The sequence below is a fragment of the Devosia litorisediminis genome, from assembly GCF_018334155.1.
Classification (GTDB): domain Bacteria; phylum Pseudomonadota; class Alphaproteobacteria; order Rhizobiales; family Devosiaceae; genus Devosia; species Devosia litorisediminis.
Genome location: NZ_JAGXTP010000001.1, coordinates 1,960,769 through 1,980,906, shown reverse-complemented (window position 1 = coordinate 1,980,906; position 20,138 = coordinate 1,960,769). Strand labels below are relative to the sequence as shown.

Below are 20,138 nucleotides of genomic sequence, written 5' to 3'. Positions count from 1 at the left end.
GTCAATTGCCCGCACAATACGGCCAAAATCCGGTGATGCTTACTGCCCGGCCTGGAACACGCGGCTATATCCAAAATTGAGGCCCGCAGGTGCCTTGATGGCAAATGTTGCGGTGATGGTGGTGTCATCCACCGTGCCATTGGTCTTGGTGCCGTCCAGCGACATCAGCAGATAGCCGTCATCATACTGGACCCCACCGCTGACATTGTACCATTTGCCTGCCTGCAGATCCCAATAGCTCGCGGCTCTAATGGTCCAGTAATCGGCCACTGGTACGCCCACGCCTATGCCAATCTCGTGCTGGTCGCTGATCACACCGGCGGCGGTGTTGGCGGCCAGATAGTTGTAGTCCGCCGAGGCCGTATATCCGTCCTGCGAGAAGCTGGCACCAAATCCACCACGCGTAATGCGGGGAGCGAACGTATCGATCTGCAGCTTTCCGCCGATCTTGATGCCCGGTTCAAATGCCCCATAGGCTCCCAGAACGGCGTAGGAGGCAGTTGTGTCCAGCCCGGCACCAGTTGCTGTCTGAGCAGGGTCGGTCGCGGCAAAGGCGTTCGCACCAGCCAGATGAAATGATTGCCCGCCGATCAGCTCCAGATAGGCGTCGTCGGAGAAGCTGACCTGATAGCGTCCGCCAATATTGGCGCGCAGCCCGGTTTCCTGACGGTCTCCGCCAGAGAAACGATTGAAGCTGAACAGATTGGTGTCATCGAACACAAAGCTCTGCGCGTCATCATTGGTGATGCCGACAGCAGTCGTTTCCGAGCCGCGATACACCAGTTGGGCGATTGGTTCGACCAGATGCACTGTCTGCCCGTCACCAGCAACCATCGGAAAACGTACATCCATGGCCGCAATTGGTGTTGCGCTCCATAGGGTGGTCGCAGCCGGGCCGGTGCCGTTACCGCCGTCGTAATAGGCGGCGTCCGCTCGACCGCCAAGATAGGGTGTGAACACAAAGCCGCCCGCGCCGACATATTGGTTCTGCCAACCGGCTTGCAGGCTGACGTGCTGCTTGTTGCCGGCATACCCGAACACATAGGGCGTACCATTCGTGGTGGTGCCGGCATCAAGATCGCGGTGTATCCCGAGCAGACGGCCACTGATTTTGATCCGCCCCATGCCTGGTGCCAGATCCTCGACATGTTCAAACCGCACTGTCGGCAGCGTCTGACCCTGTTGTCCCTGACTGGCTTCGGTAACGTCACCCAACTGGTTGAAGTGCTGCACCCGCGCATTGATGTAGGTGTCGCGCGTCAGATTGGTCGCATAGATTTCATTGACCGACGACTTGGCGTCAGTCCTAGTATAGTCGGGCAAATAGGCCGCGTCTGTGAACGCGGTGTAGCTCAACCCCACCGTCCAGTCGTCGATCGGCGTGAAGCTGCCGCTGAACTGCGCCGCCCCGCGCCAGTCCCGCTTTGCTTCGCTAAAGGTGAACGCACTCTGGTCCAACTGGTACAGACCCGAGCCCTTGACGGTGAACGAGCCGCCGTCAAAGCGTTGTGTCCAGGCCGCACCCAGCAGCAGGCCTTGGCGGCTCATCAGCGTTGGCGTCAGCACGACGTCGCTCCAGCGCGTCGAGTAGACCGTTGAAGTGAATGCCAGCGAATGGCCGGTTTTCTCGGTATAGCTGTAGGTCGGCTTGGGCACCCGCGACAGCGCGTTCTCGCTGGTGTCAGGCATCCAGAAGAACGGCAGCCATGCCACCGGAATGCCCAGGATCGCCAGGCTAGGCTGATCCATATACAGTGAACCATCCGCATTGGAGATGATCCGCTTGGCCTTCATCGACCAGCCAATCCGGCGTCCCTTGTCGTCAATGCATTCCCCGCACGGCGCGTAGGTCGCGTTTACCAGCAGGGTTTCCAGCGCAGCGTCATAGTCCGCACTGTCTGCAGTAATGCGCGCGCCATCATAGGTGGTGATGGTCATGGCATCGAGAAATGCCTGCTTCATCCCGCCGGTGATCTGCAGATCGTTGGTTTCGGTCAGATTGCCCGATGGATCGCGAATAGTCACCGCACCGGTGAAATACACGTCATTATTGCCGCGGTGATAGGTCAGGTTCTGCCCGGTCAGCGTGTAGCCGCCCCGTTTGAGAACCACATCGCCACTCGCCAGGATCACGTTGGATGCCTGATCAAAGGTCAGTGTGTTGGCTTCAATTGCTGACGGCGAACTCGGATCGATGGGGGCGTTGAAGAAATCGGTGGGAATCAACTCTTGCGCCGGCACGCCGGTCGCAGCCATGAGGGCCGCCACCGCACTGGCACTGGCCAGGCGGAGCGCCGACGTCATGAAATCGCTCCAACCCACTTGTCTCACGCGCGCCCGTCTTCCTTGTGCAGCAACACAGTCACGCCAATGACAATGGCTACAAATGCTGGTCCGACTGCCGCAAACGTAGGATCGAGAACGCCGGTCGACCCAGCGCGGTCGGCCATCTCGGTAATCACGAACACAACGAAACCCAGCACGATCCCGTAAAGGACCGCAGGACCATAATTAGATGACCTTCGATAACCCGCGGTAAACGCAAACGCAATGAACAGTGAGCCCGTCAGAACCAGCGGCAGGGCGAGTAATTTGATTAGCCGCATGGTGGCGGCAGATCTGATCGCGGGGTCAGAGACACCCTTTTGCAGCAGGTCGGCGAGCTCGAAAAATGTCATGTCTTCAGTTGAGGACAGTTTCAGGCTGATCTCTGCCGGTGAGGAGGTCGTGGGCAAACGGTAGTCGCGCACGTATCGCGCTGGCTGCAACGCGTTGCGGATAGTGGCTCTGGGCAAAACCCACTCGCCGTCTTCCAGCAAGGCTTCAGCGCCTTCAATCCGATCATCGTCGCCGCCGTTGAGACGAAAGATCGTGACATTGCCCAGCAGCGTACCGCCCGGCTGCATACCTGTCGCCATCATCAGATAGTGGAAATCGCCGCTGCGCTGTTCCAGCCAGATTTCACCCGCCGGCGTCTGCAGCGTCGCCTGACCGGGTGGGGAGGGGTACAGACCACGATTGATCATCGTGCTCGCCGTTTCCCCGCCCAGCGCGATCAGCAGGCTTGCCAGCCCAAGCGCGATGGTTGGCGCGCGAACCGCCCGCCACATTGAAATCCCGCTCGACTGGATCACGGTCAGCTCGTGACGCGCCTTGAGGTCGAGAAAGCCCAGAATCGCGCCCATCAGCACGGTCACCGGCAGCGTCTTGATGGTCCAGCGCACCGCGCTCATTGCCACCATCAATGCGGCCATAGGCAACCCATAATTGTCGGCGACGAAGTTGAAGCGCCAGGTGTCCAGCGATTCCGCCAGCGTGATGATGCCGTAGAAAATCAGCACCGTGACCCCAATGCGGCTGCCCAGACGGTTCAGCACAATCCAGTCAATCCGGGTCATATTGCGATCCCCGGCAGGGTCTTGCGGGGGCGCGTCATGATCAGCACCGTTCCGCCACCTGCAATGATCATGGCGAGTGCGCCCGTCGAGGGCCCCAGGGGGCTGTAGGCGCTAAACCCGCGCTCACCAAACGCAATCAGCAGCACAACCGCTTCAAGTGGGACGTTGAACCGCGCCCGTCGACCGCTGGGAAAGCCAGCCAATGCGAGCACCAGCAGGCAAATGCCGATCACGCGCAGGCCTTCGGCGCCGCGATTGCCCAGGGCCGTCAGCACTTCGGGCGACCATTGCCCACTTGCCAGCGCGTCTCGGACCAATGTCAGGCTGTCGGTTTGATACAGCATGTTGGGTTGTCCGACGGGCTGCGAGAACTGATCAACATTGACGTCATAACGCGCAAAGGTAATCTCGGTGAAACGCCCGTTCGGCTCGCTGTTCTGCAATGCGCCATCGCGCAGCTCGAGCACGTAGTTTGTACCGTCGGTCGAAACCCGCGCCGACTTGGCGATATAGGTGCGCCGCGTTTTTGGATCGCGGCGATCATCGGCAAAGAACTCCTGGATCTCGCCGTCGCCGCCCCGTCCGCCGATCAGCATCACCACGCCAGGTGTCACCTGGGTAAAGCGTTTGGGCTTAAGCGTTGAGCTGACAAGATCGGCCGCCACATTGGCGCTCAGCACGTTCAACCGGCGATTGGCTTCAGGCTCGATGAAATTGGACAGCAGCAGCACGCCCGCAACACCGGCCCCGGCCACGATGGCTGTGGCCTTCCACAGCGAACCCAGCCCGCCACTGGTGTGAATGATATGCAGTTCGCGATTCCCCTGCAGCGCCTGCAGGGCCCGAACCAGACCAATGCCGATACAGACGTAGAAGAACGAAATGGTCAGCGGCGGCAGCGTCAGCAAACCTTGCAGGGCGAGCGTCATCACGCCTTGGCCCTTGACCGAGACAACGTCGAAAGAGCGCAGGCAGTTGACCAGCCAGAGCAGGAAACACAACACCCCGAACAGGATCACCGCATCGGTGACGAACAGGCGCGCAAGATAAGCGGTTAGTCGCTTCATGCTATCTGAGTAGCGCCTCCAGATGCCGCAATTGTGTCTCGATCAATGCGCGGACCTTGGTGCAGTTCGCCCAGGCAGACAAGCGCCCAAGACACCCCGCGCCGATTTGTCCGTAGCCCTGTTGCGGGATTGACGCGCCGCCCAAACATCTCAATGTAAGCCAATCATTCCTTCGCGCGCTTTGCGCCGCTTCGCCCACCAAGGCTTTTCATGTCCCAGTCCCTTGATATCCGTACAGCTGCCCATTCTGCCACCGCCGCCGCCCTCACTGTTATTTACGCCGCCGAAGGGCAGGCCCCATCCGGTGCTGCCGCCGCTAACTGGTCGGCAACGGGCCTGGACTGGGCCCAATCGGCGAAAGCCGGGGCATTTACCGGTCGCCAGGGTCAGGCACTCGATATTATCGGGCAGGCCGGCTCGCGTCTGCTCGTTCTGGGCTCTGGCAAGGCCGAGGGTGATGCCCCGCTCAATGGCTGGACCGATCGTGGTGGCTCGCTCATGGCCAAGATCGCTGCGACCAAGGTCGACACAATTGCCGTGGTGATTGATGAGGCACAAGCCACGCCGGCTGCGATCGCTGAGCTGGCCGCCGGCCTGCGGCTGCGCAATTATCGGTTCGACAAGTACAAGTCCTCCCGCGCTGATGACGCCCCGGCCAGCCTGACCATTACACTGCACGTTGCTGACCCCGGTGCTGCTGATCAGGCCATTACCGATCGCAATGCCACCGTCGACGGCACGCTGCTGGCGCGCGATCTGGTAAACGAACCGGCCAACGTGCTCGGACCGGTAGAGTTTGCGGCCCGCGCAGCTGAACTTGCACAACTCGGCCTCGAGGTCGAAATTCTTGAACCAGAAGCCCTCGAAAAGCTGGGCATGGGGTCGCTGCTGTGCGTGGCCAAGGGCTCCGAACGTCCCGCCCGTCTGGTGGTCATGCACTGGAAGGGCGGCAAGGCCGATGAGGCGCCGCTCGCCTTTGTCGGCAAGGGCGTCGTATTTGACACCGGCGGCATTTCCATCAAGCCAGCTGGCTCCATGGAAGACATGAAGGGCGACATGGGCGGCGCCGCTGCGGTCACCGGCCTGATGTGTGCGCTGGCAACCCGCAAGGCACCGGTCAACGTCGTCGGCGTGATTGGCCTGGTTGAGAACATGCCGTCTGGCAATGCCGTCCGGCCCGGTGACATTGTCACCGCAATGAGCGGCACCACGATTGAGGTCATCAACACCGATGCCGAGGGGCGCCTCGTTCTGGCCGATGCGCTCTGGTACACTCAGGACCGTTTCAAGCCCAAATTCATGATCAATCTGGCCACACTGACAGGCGCCATCATTGTGGCCCTGGGCCATGAACATGCCGGCCTGTTCTCCAACAATGATGATTTGGCCAACAAGCTGCTCGGTGCGGGCCTTGCCGCCAATGAGAAGCTGTGGCGCATGCCGCTGACCCCCGTCTATGACAAGATGGTCGAATCCAAGTTTGCCGATATCCGCAATTCGGTCGGTCGGCCCGCTGGCTCCATCACTGCGGCGCAGTTCCTACAGCGTTTCGTCAACGATGTGCCCTGGGCTCATCTCGACATTGCCGGCACCGCCTTTGGCGTCACCGCCACCGAGGTCAACTCCTCGTGGGCGCCCGGCTTTGGCGTTGCACTGCTCGATCGGCTGGTGCGGGACCACTACCAGGGCTAGGGTACAGCAATGGCTGACGTGCTCTTTTATCATCTCGAACCGCGCCCGCTCGAGGCGGTCCTTCCTCAATTGCTGGAAAAGACTATCGAGCGGGGCTGGCGCTCCATTGTCGAGGTCGGCTCCAGCGAACGGGCCGAAGCGCTTGATGCCCATTTGTGGACCTACCGCGACGATAGTTTTCTTGCCCATGGCCTGGCGGGCGCCGAGACCGATAGCCACCAGCCCATTCTGATCACTACCGAGACCGACAATCCCAATGGAGCGGTCTGCCGCTTCTTTGTGGATCGGGCCGTGCCGCAATCAGCCGAGGGCTATGAGCGCATTGTCTATATGTTCTCGGGCCACGACCCGGATGCTGTCGCCGAGGCCCGACTGGCCTGGCGCGCACTCAAGGGAACGTCTCAACTCACCTATTGGCAGCAGGAATCTGACGGCCGCTGGATCAAAAAAGCATGACACCGGATCTCTCGACGCCAAGCCGTCACAAACTGCACGAAGACATTTTTGCCATGCTGATCGGCACCATGCTGGTCTCCCTCGGCATCGTATTGTACGCGCAGGTCACCCTGACAACAGGCAGTACGGCGGGTCTCGCCCTGCTGCTGCAATACGGCACCGGCATTCCATTTGGCTGGCTGTTTTTTGCCATCAACCTGCCATTCTACATTCTGGCCGTGCTGCGCATGGGCTGGCCCTTTGCCATCAAGACCTTCGTCTGCGTCGGGCTGGTGTCCTATTTCAGCGCGCACATTCCCGAGTGGCTCGATATCGCATCGGTCCACCCGCTTTTCGCCAGCCTGGTGGGCGGTGGCATGATGGGATTGGGCATTCTCTCGCTGTTCCGCCACAAGGCCAGCGTCGGCGGCATCAATATCCTGGCGCTTTACCTGCAGGAAAACTTCAACATTCGTGCGGGCTACTTCCAGCTTGGCGTTGATGCGATCATTCTGGTAGCCGCTTTTTTCGTGCTGCCGCTGGACCGGGTTGTCTACTCGATCCTGGGCGCGCTGATGCTCAATCTGATCATTGGCTTCAATCACAAGCCCGGCCGCTATGTCGGCTTCAGCTGACCGGGCCGGGCAGGGGACTTTACCCTATTGATAGGCAGGCAGAATGTCGTTGATGTAGAGCCGGAACATTTCCTCGGCCAGTTCATAGCAATAGATCACTTCGCTATCGCCGGGGCTGTAAAAGGCATTGGCCTGACCGCATTGCGTTGCGCGGAAGGTCACCGGGCCCGGTAGCACATAGCCGGCCATGATAAGATCGGCCGCCCGCTCCAGCACCTGCCGCGCTTCCAACTCGTTGGCAAATTCGGTGAAATCGCCAGCCTCCTCATAGACAACCGAGATTTCGGCGCCGCGGGCGTCCGTCACTTCGTGCTGCTCGAGCACCACCGCCCAGGATGTGATGGCTTGGTCGAACGTATAGGCGCAATTTTCCTGCTGCTCTGCTTCGAGGCCATATTCGTCCGCTGTCTCTGCGAAGGCGTCTGGATCCTTGCCTACCATCATGCAAACCATGGCGTAGGCCCGCTGAATGTCGAGACTGTGCTCGTCATAATAGGAGAAGTCGTCCACGCCCGAGCCGGTGGAGTTCACCGCGTTGAAATACCAGCCATCGGCGCTGTCGATCAGCGCCTCATAGGCATCATCATCTTCTTCATCGGTCAGCAGCAGAATTGTTGCCAGTGAGTCAGCGGCGTCCTCTTCCTTGCCCAGCACGGGCAGGCCCAGTTCGCCCACCAGCATGTGGCCGATCTCGTGATACATGGTGAAAACGGCGTCGTGCATGGCGAAGTCCATCGCCCACGCCGCGTCGTCCTCGCTTACCTCCTGGGCGTGAACAGGCAGGCTCAGGCCAGCAGCCAGCAACAGTGTGGCAGCAGTCAGTATCTTCATGTCGGTGTCCCCCGGTAGCAGCGCCTTTAAGCAGCGCTATTGGTGCTTGTCCTTATTGCCATTCATCCGGCCTGCCTCGGGCGCAGATTTGGGCATATTGGCCGCGTAGATATCCATATAATCCTGCATTAGCTCGTAGCAGAAGATAATCTCTGCATTGTCCGGATCATAAAATGCATTGGCCTCGCCGCAACGCTTTGCGTTGAACTGCACCGGCTCACGCAGGCTGTAATTGCGGCGAATTTCATCGGCGACCTGATCGAACACACCGCTGGATTTGAACGCGTCGGCAGCGTCAGCCAACCGGCCACCGACAGCGTGATAGGTGACTGTCACATCGCTGCCCGGCCCGGTCTTTGCACTATGGCGATTGAGAACGCTCAAAAGACCACGGTCGACCATCTCGTAATCCCAGTGGCAACTGTCCTGCCGGTCGCGCGATAGGTGATAGGTGTTGGCCATCGAGCGGAACGCCACCGCGTCCTTGCCCACCATCAGGCAGACAATCTGGTAGGCCCGCTGCTTGTCCAGAATATGAGGGGCAGCATAGTCGCTTTCCGAACCCCCGCTGTCATAGGCAACGCCGGACAGAAACCAGCCCCGAACCGAGTCAGCCAGTGCGCGGTCCGCCCGCGCCGAGCCCTTGTTGAGCAGTGTCCAGGTGGCCAGATTATCGGCAGCGTCTTCCTCGCGGCCCAGCACCGGCAGGTCGAGCTGGTCGAATAGCAGGTGCGCCACCTCATGGTAGAGCACGAACATGCTGTTATTGTAGGCGAAGCGGCGCTGTTCGGCGAATTCCTGCTTGCTCAGGCTCCCTGCCTGGGCGAGAGCCGTCAGCCCAACGATCCAGATCAGCAACATAGCCGTGAGGCGGCAGCCAAAGTCACGCATGATGGTCATTCGCCTGCAATTCATGGGTGTAACAGACGGCACGCTGCCCAGCCTGTCAACGACGCGAGCTCCAGCCGGTTAATCGCGGCCGGGCTCCCACCCAGGTGCCGCCATCTCGAAGCCGGAAAATCTGAAACCCGGTGCAACCGTGCAACCCACAAGCGTCCAGTCACCTGTGCTTTGGGCCGATTGCCATGCTGATCGCGGCACGATCATCTGCGGACGTTGACCCGCTTCGAGATCAGGCCCCAGCACAAAGCTGTCGACGGTTATGCCGTCCGAAACCCGCAGAGTAAGGGGCGCGCCGGTATAAAAGTGCCAGGCTTCAACAGCATCGACGCGATGCCAGGCCGAAACATCGCCGCGCTCAAGCAGATAGTAGATCGCCGTCGATCGCGAGCGACCATCGGCTTTGGACTCGTCCTCAAACGTCTGTGCGTACCAGCCGCCCTCGGGGTGCCGCTGCAACCCAAGGGTAAAGATCACATCTTTTGCGGCGAGTTTGCTCATGCGCTTTCGGCAGTCTCCAGCTCGGCGCTCAACGCCAGCCATTGCTCTTCGGTTGCTTCAAGATCGTTGCTGAAACGGGCTTTGTCCTTGCCCAGAACGATCACCTGTTCCGGGCTGCCATTGTAGACTTTGGGATCCTCGAGCTGGGCATCTATTTTGTCGATTTCCCGCTTCAAACGGGCGATCTTGGTTTCCGCATCCTTAATGGCGCTCTTGATCGGCGCGATCTCGGCGCGCTTGGCCGCGGCTTCCTGCTTGTTGGCCTTGCGTTCGGCCTTGGTGCCGCCCTTGCTCTCTTTGGCAGAGGTGATCGAATTCTGGTAGCTGTCCAGATCCTCGTCGAGCACTCGGATCGTGCCACCCTCGGCGATCCACAGCGTATCGCAAGTGGCTTCGATCAGATGGCGATCATGGCTGATGATCAGTACCGCGCCTTCATAGTCATTGAGCGCGTGTACCAGCGCATCGCGGCTGTCGATGTCCAGATGGTTGGTTGGCTCATCCAGGATCATCATGCCCGGACCCGAAAAGGTGATCAGGCCCATCAACAGGCGGGCGCGCTCGCCACCGGAGAGATTTTTGGCCAGCGTGTCCATGCGCGATTTGGTCAGGCCCATCTGACTCAGCCGCGAGCGACGACGGCTTTCGCTATCGGTCGGCATGATGTCCACGATGTGCTCGAACGGTGTCCATTCGGGCTTGAGCTTGTCCATTTGATGCTGGGCAAAATGCGCGATTTCCAGCTTTTTGCCCTTGGCGAAGGTACCGCCCATTGGCTTGATATCGCCGGCCAGCAGCTTGGCAAAGGTCGACTTGCCGTTACCGTTCACCCCGATCAGCGCGATACGATCACCGGGATCGATGCGCATATTGATGTGGCGCAGAATGGTCTTGTCGCCATAGCCCGCCGAAGCCCCGTCCAGCGAGATCATCGGCATCGCCTGCTCGGTCTTGGGCTGCGGGAAAGTGAATGGCGCAGAGTACTCGTCAAACATCGCTGCGGGCGGCTTGAGCTTGGCAATCATCTTCATGCGGGCCTGCGCCTGCTTGGCCTTGGTCGCCGAGGCGCCGAAACGGTCCACGAATTTCTGCATATGGGCGATCTGGTCGAGCGACTTCTCGCGCCCCTTGTTGTTGAGCTCCATCTGCATGCGACGCGTGCTCTCGAACGTGTCGTAATTGCCCTTGTAGAAGGTCAGCTTGCGGTGCTCGAGATGGATGATTGAATTGACTGACTTGTTCAGCAGGTCGCGGTCATGGCTGATCATGAACACGGTATAGGGATAGGTGGAGAGATATTTCTCCAGCCACAGCGTGCCTTCAAGGTCGAGATAGTTGGTGGGCTCATCGAGCAGCAGCAGGTCGGGCTGGCTGAACAGCACACCGGCCAGGGCCACACGCATGCGCCAGCCACCCGACAATTCATGGGTCGGCGAATTCTGCCGATCCTGCTCAAAGCCCAGACCCTTGAGAATGGACGAGGCGCGTGCCTCCGCTGTGTAGGCGTCGATATCAGCCAGCCGGATATAGATCTCGCCAATCCGGTCGGGGTCGGTTGCTGTTTCCGCCTCCGCCATCAGCGCCGTGCGTTCCTTGTCGGCCGACATCACAACGTCCAGCACGGTCTCATTGCCAGCGGGAGCTTCCTGCGCCACCGCGCCAATACGGGCCTTCTTGACCAGTTCGATCCCGCCCGCATCGGGGTGGATATGCTCCTGGATCAGATGGAACAGCGTCGTCTTGCCCGTCCCGTTCTTGCCGACAAAACCGGTCTTGGATCCGGTCGGCAGCACCACAGACGCGTCCTCGAACAGTTCGCGACCCTGAATACGGTAGGTGAGGTTGTTGATCGAGAGCATGGCAACGGCAATCTATGGAAGAGGGGCAGGCGAAACAGCGCATCGGCTCAGGCCGTGCGCGTACCCACAAAAAAAGTCTTTGCCGCTGGATAAAGTTTACCGCGCCCAATGGCAACCGGCGTTGACGCATGTCTGCCCCGTCTTGCCTCCGTCAAAGTCTCCCGCTACAAGGCGCCACCATTCCCTACAGACCCATTCAAGGATCTTATCCATGGCGCTCGAACGCACCTTCTCCATCATCAAGCCCGATGCCGTCCGTCGCAACCTGATCGGCAAGATCATTGCCAAGTTCGAGGAAGCCGGTCTGCGCCCGATCGCGCTCAAGAAGATCCACATGACCCGCGCCCAGGCCGAAGGCTTCTATGCAGTCCACAAGGAACGCCCCTTCTTTGGTGAACTGGTCGAGCAGATGATTGCTTCGCCCGTCGTCGTCCAGGTTCTCGAAGGCGAAAACGCCATCCTGAAGAACCGCGAAGTCATGGGCGCTACCAACCCTGAGAACGCTGCTGAAGGCACCGTTCGCAAGGAATTCGCTCTCTCGATCGGCGAAAACTCGGTGCACGGTTCGGACGCTCCGGAAACCGCTGCTGAAGAAATCAAGTTCTTCTTCAACGACGACGAACTCGTCGGCTAATCGGTCCTGAACCGATACGAATTCGAAGGCCGCCCGCCGGGGCGGCCTTTTTGCTTGTTTGTGCTATAATGCACCAGAATGCAGAATGCCTTCGCGCCCTCTCGACCATCAAGGGGAGGTTCGGGTCGGTGTTCTCCCCCACCCGAAAGATACCCATTGTCTCTGCCTGATACCATTTCTGCCCCACTCGCTCGCGCCCTTGCCACCAAGGGCTACGAGACCCTGACACCTGTTCAGTCCGCAATCATTGAACCCGAGACCGCTGGCCGGGACCTTCTCGTCTCCGCCCAGACCGGTTCGGGCAAGACTGTCGCCTTCGGCATGGCCATTGCCGCCACGCTGCTCGGCGAAGCTGAAAGCTTCACCTCAGTTGGCGCACCGCTGGCACTGGTGATTGCTCCGACCCGCGAGCTCGCCCTTCAGGTCGAACGCGAACTGCAGTGGCTCTATGCCGAAGCCGGTGCCAAGATGGCGACCTGCGTCGGCGGCATGGATGCCCGTACCGAGCGCCGTGCACTTGACCGCGGTGCCCACATTGTTGTTGGCACCCCCGGTCGCCTGCGCGATCACATCACGCGCGGCGCACTCGATATGTCTGCACTGCGCGCCGTTGTGCTCGATGAAGCTGACGAAATGCTCGATCTGGGCTTCCGCGAAGACCTCGAGTTTATCCTCGATGCTGCGCCCGAAGAGCGCCGGACCCTGCTGTTCTCGGCAACGGTGCCCAAGCCCATCGCCCAGCTGGCCAAGACCTTCCAGCGCGATGCCCTGCGCGTGGCAGCCACCAGCGGCGGCGAACAGCACGCCGACATTGACTACAAGCTCATGCTGGTCCCATCCAATGAGCGCGAAAACGCCATCATCAACACGCTCCTCTACTTTGAGGCGGTCAACACCATCGTGTTCGCCTCCACCCGTGAAGGCGTCAAACATCTTTCGGCCCGCCTGCACAATCGCGGCTTCGACGTGGTGACCCTGTCCGGCGAACTCAGCCAGGCCGAGCGCACCAATGCGTTGCAGTCCATGCGCGATGGTCGCGCGCGTATCTGCGTGGCCACCGACGTGGCCGCCCGCGGCATCGATTTGCCCAATCTTGATCTGGTCATCCACGCCGACCTGCCCACCAATCCCGACACGCTGCTGCATCGTTCGGGCCGCACCGGGCGGGCAGGGCGCAAGGGCACCTGCGTCATCATCTCGCCCATGCATCGTCGCAATGTCGCGCAGCGCATTCTGCGCACCGCCAAGCTCGACGTCACCAACATGGCGCCACCGACCGCTGCCGAGATCGATGCGCGTTATCGCGAAGGCATTCTGACCGCGACGGCGCTGACCCTGCCTGTCGCCGAAGAAGAGGCCGAATTCGTCGCGCAGCTGATGGAGCGCCATTCGGTCGAAGCCATTGCCGCCGCTTATCTGCGTCAGCAACTCGCGGCCCGGCCTGCGCCCGAGGATGTCACGGAAAACCCGCAGCCCGGCAAACCCGGCGACAGCGATCCGCGCACCCGTGAGCGCTTCGAAGGGGGCACCTGGTTCAAGGTCAATGTTGGCCGCAAGCAGCGCGCTGAGCCCCGCTGGCTTCTGCCCATGCTGTGCAAGGCCGGCGATGTCACCAAGACCGCTATTGGTTCGATCCGCATCTTCGATACGGAATCGATCTTTGAAGTGGCCGCCCAGAAGGCCGACGCATTCTCCCGCAGCCTGGCCAAGAACGGCTCGGGCGAGCGTGGCGTGACAATTACCGCTGTTGACGGTCCTGGTGAACGCCGCGCTGGTCCACCACCATCGCAGCGCCGCCCGCCGGGCCCCATCGAGCGCTATGATCCCAATGCCCCACGGCCCGAGCGCGCTGACCGCCAGGCGCGCTATGGCTCCGCCGGGCTGAAGCCCGATGATTTTGAGGCGCCCGCAACCGGTGCCTGGAACCCATCTGCTGACGCTGACAAGCCGCGTGCGCCAAAGCGTGACTTCGACAAGCCACGTCCGCCCAAGGTCAGCAAGGCACCGCCAAGCAAGGACAAGGGTAAGCCCAAATGGGCCGGAAAGCCTGATGGCGCTGCCAAGCCGCCCAAGAAGGATCACAAGGCCAAGCGCAAGCCGCAGATCTGAAACGGCAACGAAACAATCAAGAACGGGGTGGCCAGTGCCGCCCCGTTTTTTGACTCAACTGGTTTTCTTGGCCGCGTGATAGGTCAGCGCCAGCGCGATCACATGACGTAGCGCATGCAAATCAGCGTCAGTCGGCACCAGCACGGCTCGCTCGCCCTGATAGTCGAAACTGTCCGGATACAGGGTGCGATAGCGGCTCACCAGATCTGTCTGGCAATGCACATACAGCGCTGCTGCACCGGTCTGCTTGTCCTGGTCGATGCGGATGGTAGTCCCACTGCGGCTCTGTTTGGTCAGATAGCTCACCTGACCCCATTTCAGTGTTTCTTCCAGCGCACCGACGCCATCAGTACGCGCCGCGGTTTCCAGAATAAGCGCGCGCAATCCCATCAAAGCCGCTCGCGCCTCTGCTGGATAGGCGTCAAACACTTCTGCAACGGCTGGATTCAAAATTTTGCTCTCCCGGCTGGCACATCAAAGAGCCTAACCGAGCCAGCGTGACAATTCCTGTCAGGAGCGTTTTGCGACGGTCGCGCTGCAGCGTTTCGTCCAGGGCCAAGGCACTTTTTCAGGAAATCAGTCAGCGTTATCAATCTGCTATGGAGAATTTTGGATTCAATCTGCCAGCTTCCAGTCGACGCTATATTGGTCCATCCCAACTGTGGTCTTTGCGCCGCTCCTGCCGCCAATCAGTCCACGCGCGACAATGTCAGTGGCCAAATCAGTCTGTTTTGCTAGAATCGCCGCACTGTAATTGCCGACCTGCGTCACCGGCCCACAATACTTGGAGAGCGTACGTGCCCTTGCGCTGGCAGGAAGTGGCTGTGCCACTGTCGATTATCGTTTCCCTTCTCATCCTCAAATATATTCCGTTTACTGCCGGTCTGCCGCTATCGCGCGCTGCTGGTGTTGTTGCGTTTGGCTACGCTGCCTTTCTGGCGCTGCGCCTGGTGCAGGGCGAGGAGGCGGCCCAGATCGATGGCTGGTCCGAACTGCGCCCCTCAATGGTTGAGTATTTTGCCTGTTACGGCGCTGCAGCATTGGCGGTGGTACTGATGTCCGCGATTATTCTGGTCGGCGGCACCAAACATATCCCTGCCGCCCAGATGATCGCCACCTTCGCCGCTTCGCTGCTCCTCGGGGCAGGGGCCCTGGGCATTGGTCTGGGCGGTCTGTTTGTCCGCGTGCGCTGGAACCACACCAAACTCGAATATTGCTCGGCGCTTGGTCGCCAGACCAGCATTGCCTGGTCCGACGTCCGTTCAGTGCGCCCAAACTGGCGCGGCATCACCATCGCCACCCACGCCCAGGATCGGGTCACGTTCTCCCAGTTCCACTCCGGGGCGGCCCAACTGGCCCTGCACGCAGCCAATCGCGCCCGCCGCAACGCGGAATCCGCCAGCAAAGCGTTCGCAGCGCCCTAGTGTTCGCCCCGTCACCCCCCTAAGGCATTATCGTGCCACTTGCCTACGCCATCAGCCCGGATGATCCGGCGATCACAACTATAACTTTGCACCAGACCCCAGACCCGCGTATTTTCGCGCTATGAACAAGCCCGTCGCCCTGCGCACCGTCCGCTCCGTCTGTCCTCATGATTGTCCGTCGGCCTGTGCGCTCGACGTCGACATTCTCGACGACCACACCATTGGTCGGGTGCGCGGCGCCAAGGATGATCCATATACCGCAGGCGTCATCTGCGAGAAGGTGGCTCGCTATGCCGAGCGCGTGCACCATCCCGACCGCCTGACCCAACCACTGCGCCGCAGCGGCCCCAAGGGAAGCGGCCAGTTCACGCCGATCTCCTGGGACGAGGCACTGGACGAAATCGCGGCCCGCTTCAACCAGATCGAGGCCGACCACGGCGCCGAAGCCATCTGGCCCTACTATTATGCGGGCACCATGGGCCACGTGCAGCGCGACGGTATTGATCGCCTGCGCGCCGCCAAGGGTTATTCCCGCCAATACGACACCATCTGCACCGGCACCGCCTGGCCAGGCTACATTGCGGGCACCGGCATGCTCGGCGGCGTCAATCCCGAGCAGATGGCCGAGAGCGATTGCGTCGTTATCTGGGGCACCAATGCGGTGCACACCCAGGTCAACGTCATGACTCACGCCATGCGCGCCAAAAAGGAGCGCGGCGCCAAAATTGTGGTCATCGATATCTACCAGACCGCGACTATGGCCCAGGCCGATCTGGGCCTTGTGCTGCGCCCCGGCACCGACGGCGCTCTGGCTGTCGCCGTCATGCATATCCTGCTACGCGATGGTCTGGCCGACCGCGCCTATATGGCAAAATTCACCGATTTTGGTCCTGACTTCGAAGCCCATCTGGCGGACAGGACCCCCGCATGGGCCGCCGCCATCACCGGCCTGAGCATCGCCGAAATTAACGAATTCGCCCACCTCGTCGGCACCACGCCGGCCAGCTATTTCCGTCTGGGTTATGGCTTCACCCGTCAGCGCAATGGCGCCACGGCCATGCATGCGGCGCTGTGCATTCCCGCCATGACCGGCGCTTGGCAGCATCGCGGCGGCGGCGCCTTCCACTCCAATTCAGGTACCTGGGCGCTCGACAAGTCACGCCTCACCGGTTCGGGCCTGCAAAAGGGCGATCCGCGCTGGCTCGACATGTCCGAAATCGGCCCCATCCTCACGGGAAACGCCAAGGCACTCAAGCAGGGCGGGCCGGTCAAGGCCATGATCGTACAAAATACCAACCCTGCCTCGGTCGCCCCAGAACAGGCGCTGGTCCGGCGGGGGCTGGCCCGCGATGATCTGTTCCTCGTCGTCCACGAGCAGTTCATGACCGAAACGGCCGAGCTGGCCGATATCGTGTTGCCCGCCACCATGTTCCTCGAACACAATGACTATTACACCCGCGGCGGCCACACCCGCGTTCTCTATGGCCCGGCGATCATCACCCGCCCCGGCCAGACTAAGTCAAACCACGAAGTCATCAACGCTCTGGCCCTGCGGCTGGGTCTCGACGACGACACGTTCAAAACGACTGATCGCGACGTGATCGCCGACACCTTCCACCGCTCGGGCTATCCCGCCTTGGAAGAAGTTGAAACGACCGGCTTCGTCGATCGCGAACGCCCCGACGCCACCGCCCGTTACGCTGACGGCTTTGACTGGCCCGACAAGCGTTTCCGCTTTGCCCCCAATTGGCAGGGCACCGCCGACAAGAAGAGCTATCAGTGGACCTGTGACCCCGCCGACATGCCACGCTTCGCTGACCATTGGGCCATCACCGAGGCGGCCACCGTCGAACACCCGTTCCGCCTCGCCACCAGCCCGGCACGCGCCTTCCTCAACTCATCCTTCAACGAAACCCCGGGCAGCCAGAAGCGCGAAGGCGTGCCCTCGGTCTTCATCCACCCCGATGATGCTGCGCGTCTCGCTATCGCCGACGGTGAGTTCGTCACAATCGGTAACCGCCGCGGTACCGTTGATCTGACTGCCCGCGTTCGCCCCGGCCTGCCCACTGGCGTGCTGATCGCCGAGGGCCTGCATCAGAACAAGGCCCATCGCGGGGGCAGGGGCATCAACACCGTGACCAGCGCCACTCCAGCGCCGCCCTTCGGCGGCACGGTCTATCACGACGCCGCGGTGTGGATCAGAAAGGCGGAGTGACAATCACTCGGGCTCGCCGGGGGATATTCACCTACCCCAGATATGCGCCCCAAAAGAAGTACCCTGTCATCACCAGCCCGTAGATAATCACCGCTGCCCGGATCACCTTGGTTGGAAAGCGGTGCGCATTCCTGGCGGCCAGATAACCGCCCACCACGACGCCTACCAAGGCGATTGAGCCATGATACCAGTCGATCGAACCATTGAACGCGAACCGCGCCACTGCCACCAGTGCCACTATGGATGACACATAGAGCTTGAGCCCGTTCATGGCGTGAATATCGCTCATCCCCGCTGTGGCCAGAAACGCCAGCAGCAGGATGCCCAAGCCGGCATTGAAAAAGCCGCCATAGACGCATACCCCGGCCAGAAACAGCAGCAAAAGGCCACTGCCCACCAGCTTCATGCCGCGTCCGCCACCACTATGCGCGGCGACATAGGCGTTCAGCTGATTGCCAAATGCAAACAACAGCACGGCAAAGAGCATCAGCCACGGCACCACCAGCGCAAACTGCGCATCGGTCACCACCAGCAGCAATTCGGCGCCGATATAGCCAAACACCGCAGCAATAACGCCATAGAGCACCAGCAAGTGCTTATGCTGCGCCATGGCATGCCAATAGCCATAGGCCCCGCTGGCATAGCCGGGCAGGGCGGCGAATGTGTTGGACGCATTGGCCATCACCGGTGGCACGCCGACAAACAGCAGTGCCGGAAAAACGATGAACGAGCCGCCTCCCGCCAGCGAGTTCAGCGCCCCGCCCAGCAGGCCGGCAATCAGCAGGAACAGCGTTTCAACCATTTTTGGACCGTCCAGTTTCGCGGTGTCATCCCGGCGCAGGCCGGGATCCATCCTGAGGTGTCTGCATCAGCCCATACGCGCTTCGGCATCCCGCGCCCAACACATTTGTCTGATCCCTCCCATCACCAGCGCTGATCACAACACGGCCATGCAGTTGACAAAACCCGGTCTCGGGATCATATCCGGCGCAGGTCGCTGGCACCTGCCGCTCGCCGGACGCAAGTCCGTTGGTGAAGTCCAGTCTCCGAGCAGAAACGACCGTAAGGTTCATCTTTGCGAGGCGCTTCATGGCAATGCGAGCTCCCATGCAACAGACGCCTCATGCAAATGAGAGATCCTGTTATGACGTTTTCACTCGATACCCCATCCATTCAGACCCTGAAATCTGAAGCCCGCATGCTGCGCGAAACCCGTGCGCAAACCGGCGAGTCCTTGAGCCAGAGCGCGGCTCTGGAGCAGATTGCCCGCAGCCATGGCTACCGCGACTGGAACACCGCCAGCGCCAGCCTGCCCAACCGGACTGCCGTGCCTTTCCAGGTCGGCCGCAAGGTTGTCGGCACATATCTCGATCAGCCCTTCGCGGGCACGCTGATCGGCGTGCAGATGCTCGGCGATATGGAACACTTCACACTGACCATCCAGTTTGACGCGCCGGTGAACGTCACGCCGGACTTCATGTTCGCCAACAATCGCCATCGTGTGGTCTCTACCGTGAACAGCAATGGTGTGTCATCGGCCCTGCGCGGCAATGGCAATCCACAAATGGTGGTCAAGCGAGCATGATGTGTTCAAATGAGGGGCAGGGCGAAACGCTCATGCCTTGCCCTTCATCGTAATTTGCCGATACAACAGGCGCCAACGAAAACGACGAATGGACCGGCAATGACCACCCAGACCAAGCCCATCGAAGCCTACTCGCTGCCCACCCCAAACGGGCAGAAAGTTCACGTCATTCTCGAAGAGCTTGGCGTTCCGTACAACTATCACCGCATTGATATCGGCAAGGGCGAGCAGTTCACCCCCGAATTCCTCGCCATTTCGCCAAACAACAAGATCCCTGCCATCGTTGACCCAGAGGGGCCGGGTGGCGAGCCCATTTCGATCTTCGAATCCGGCGCGATTCTGAAATATCTCGGCACCAAGTTCGGTCAGTTCTATCCCACCGATCCGCGCCAGCAGGTCAAGGTCGACGAATGGCTGTTCTGGCAGATGGGCGGGTTTGGCCCCATGCTTGGCCAGAACAATCACTTCAGCGTCTATGCACCTGAAAAAGTGCCTTACGCCATCAAGCGCTACAGCGATGAAACCCATCGTCTGTTCCGCGTGCTGGACAAGCAGCTTGAAGGCAAGGATTTCATCACCGGCGAGTACTCCATTGCCGATATGGCGTGCATTGGCTGGGCCCAGTCCTGGGAGCGCTATGGCATCGACAAGGCTGAACTGAAGAACTTTGCGGCCTGGATCGAGCGTCTCAACGCGCGTCCAGCTGTCGCCAAGGGCCTCAATGTCGGCAAGGAAGCCCCGCTTGATCTGGCCAGCGACAAGGACGCCCAGAAGGTACTCTTCAACCAGCGCTGATTGTTTCAGCCTTTGGGTCCGGGACCCCCGGGCCCAACCGCCCACCTGAAAAGAGTAG

The 20,138-nt window shown here is 60.6% G+C and carries 18 protein-coding genes; 9 read left to right on the top strand and 9 right to left on the bottom strand.

Annotated features, from left to right (window positions below; all coding sequences use genetic code 11):
- Nucleotides 1-39: 39 nt before the first annotated feature.
- The 3 genes from KD146_RS09490 to KD146_RS09480 are packed head-to-tail and all read right to left on the bottom strand — an operon-like array spanning nucleotide 40 to nucleotide 4,465.
- Nucleotides 40-2,304 (bottom strand): LPS-assembly protein LptD, encoded by a 2,265-nt coding sequence (locus tag KD146_RS09490; protein WP_212658434.1) that lies wholly within the window; start codon nucleotides 2,302-2,304, stop codon nucleotides 40-42.
- A gap of 23 nt (nucleotides 2,305-2,327) precedes the next feature.
- Nucleotides 2,328-3,398, bottom strand: coding sequence for an LptF/LptG family permease (locus KD146_RS09485; RefSeq protein WP_212658433.1), 1,071 nt, complete (start codon nucleotides 3,396-3,398; stop codon nucleotides 2,328-2,330).
- Nucleotides 3,395-4,465, bottom strand: coding sequence for an LptF/LptG family permease (locus KD146_RS09480; protein WP_212658432.1), 1,071 nt, complete (start codon nucleotides 4,463-4,465; stop codon nucleotides 3,395-3,397). Before KD146_RS09480 ends, KD146_RS09485 begins: the two co-directional genes overlap by 4 nt.
- 210 nt (nucleotides 4,466-4,675) lie before the next feature.
- On the opposite strand from KD146_RS09480, the gene KD146_RS09475 reads away from it, so the two are divergent.
- The 3 genes from KD146_RS09475 to KD146_RS09465 are packed head-to-tail and all read left to right on the top strand — an operon-like array spanning nucleotide 4,676 to nucleotide 7,227.
- Nucleotides 4,676-6,157, top strand: a complete 1,482-nt coding sequence (locus KD146_RS09475; RefSeq protein ID WP_212658431.1) for a leucyl aminopeptidase — start codon at nucleotides 4,676-4,678, stop codon at nucleotides 6,155-6,157.
- Between the two features lie 9 nt (nucleotides 6,158-6,166).
- On the top strand, nucleotides 6,167-6,613 hold the full coding sequence (locus tag KD146_RS09470) for a DNA polymerase III subunit chi (protein WP_212658430.1): 447 nt from the start codon (nucleotides 6,167-6,169) through the stop codon (nucleotides 6,611-6,613).
- Complete coding sequence (locus tag KD146_RS09465) at nucleotides 6,610-7,227, top strand: DUF6198 family protein (protein ID WP_212658429.1); 618 nt, start codon at nucleotides 6,610-6,612, stop codon at nucleotides 7,225-7,227. The genes KD146_RS09470 and KD146_RS09465 overlap by 4 nt, the downstream gene beginning before the upstream one ends.
- 24 nt (nucleotides 7,228-7,251) lie before the next feature.
- Here KD146_RS09465 and KD146_RS09460 read toward each other — a convergent pair whose 3' ends face one another.
- The 4 genes from KD146_RS09460 to KD146_RS09445 form a co-directional block, all read right to left on the bottom strand.
- Complete coding sequence (locus KD146_RS09460; protein WP_212658428.1) at nucleotides 7,252-8,058, bottom strand: DUF4344 domain-containing metallopeptidase; 807 nt, start codon at nucleotides 8,056-8,058, stop codon at nucleotides 7,252-7,254.
- 36 nt (nucleotides 8,059-8,094) lie between these two features.
- Nucleotides 8,095-8,958, bottom strand: a complete 864-nt coding sequence (locus KD146_RS09455) for a DUF4344 domain-containing metallopeptidase (protein WP_212658427.1) — start codon at nucleotides 8,956-8,958, stop codon at nucleotides 8,095-8,097.
- Nucleotides 8,959-9,027: 69 nt separating this feature from the next.
- On the bottom strand, nucleotides 9,028-9,459 hold the full coding sequence (locus KD146_RS09450) for a cupin domain-containing protein (RefSeq protein ID WP_212658426.1): 432 nt from the start codon (nucleotides 9,457-9,459) through the stop codon (nucleotides 9,028-9,030).
- Nucleotides 9,456-11,318, bottom strand: coding sequence for an ABC-F family ATP-binding cassette domain-containing protein (locus KD146_RS09445; protein WP_212658425.1), 1,863 nt, complete (start codon nucleotides 11,316-11,318; stop codon nucleotides 9,456-9,458). Before KD146_RS09445 ends, KD146_RS09450 begins: the two co-directional genes overlap by 4 nt.
- A gap of 211 nt (nucleotides 11,319-11,529) precedes the next feature.
- Between KD146_RS09445 and ndk the strand changes: the two genes are divergently transcribed.
- Both ndk and KD146_RS09435 read left to right on the top strand, forming a co-directional pair.
- A complete protein-coding gene (gene ndk / locus KD146_RS09440) occupies nucleotides 11,530-11,952 on the top strand; it encodes a nucleoside-diphosphate kinase (RefSeq protein ID WP_212658424.1) in 423 nt (140 codons plus the stop codon).
- Between the two features lie 156 nt (nucleotides 11,953-12,108).
- Entirely contained in the window at nucleotides 12,109-14,061 is a 1,953-nt protein-coding gene (locus KD146_RS09435) for a DEAD/DEAH box helicase (protein WP_212658423.1), read from the top strand.
- Between the two features lie 54 nt (nucleotides 14,062-14,115).
- Here KD146_RS09435 and KD146_RS09430 read toward each other — a convergent pair whose 3' ends face one another.
- On the bottom strand, nucleotides 14,116-14,511 hold the full coding sequence (locus KD146_RS09430; protein ID WP_249327629.1) for a DUF1801 domain-containing protein: 396 nt from the start codon (nucleotides 14,509-14,511) through the stop codon (nucleotides 14,116-14,118).
- A 347-nt stretch (nucleotides 14,512-14,858) separates the two neighbouring features.
- On the opposite strand from KD146_RS09430, the gene KD146_RS09425 reads away from it, so the two are divergent.
- Together KD146_RS09425 and KD146_RS09420 are read left to right on the top strand one after the other, a co-directional pair.
- Nucleotides 14,859-15,485, top strand: a complete 627-nt coding sequence (locus tag KD146_RS09425; protein WP_212658422.1) for a hypothetical protein — start codon at nucleotides 14,859-14,861, stop codon at nucleotides 15,483-15,485.
- A 121-nt stretch (nucleotides 15,486-15,606) separates the two neighbouring features.
- A complete protein-coding gene (locus KD146_RS09420) occupies nucleotides 15,607-17,700 on the top strand; it encodes a molybdopterin-containing oxidoreductase family protein (protein ID WP_212658421.1) in 2,094 nt (697 codons plus the stop codon).
- Nucleotides 17,701-17,731: 31 nt separating this feature from the next.
- Here the strand turns inward: KD146_RS09420 and KD146_RS09415 are convergent, their stop codons facing one another.
- Nucleotides 17,732-18,502 carry a sulfite exporter TauE/SafE family protein gene (locus KD146_RS09415; RefSeq protein ID WP_212658420.1) on the bottom strand — a complete coding sequence of 257 codons (771 nt, stop codon included), beginning with the start codon at nucleotides 18,500-18,502 and terminating at the stop codon, nucleotides 17,732-17,734.
- 342 nt (nucleotides 18,503-18,844) lie between these two features.
- On the opposite strand from KD146_RS09415, the gene KD146_RS09410 reads away from it, so the two are divergent.
- Both KD146_RS09410 and KD146_RS09405 read left to right on the top strand, forming a co-directional pair.
- On the top strand, nucleotides 18,845-19,285 hold the full coding sequence (locus KD146_RS09410) for a glyoxalase superfamily protein (protein WP_212658419.1): 441 nt from the start codon (nucleotides 18,845-18,847) through the stop codon (nucleotides 19,283-19,285).
- Nucleotides 19,286-19,384: 99 nt separating this feature from the next.
- Nucleotides 19,385-20,080, top strand: a complete 696-nt coding sequence (locus KD146_RS09405) for a glutathione S-transferase N-terminal domain-containing protein (RefSeq protein WP_212658418.1) — start codon at nucleotides 19,385-19,387, stop codon at nucleotides 20,078-20,080.
- Nucleotides 20,081-20,138 lie beyond the last annotated feature (58 nt).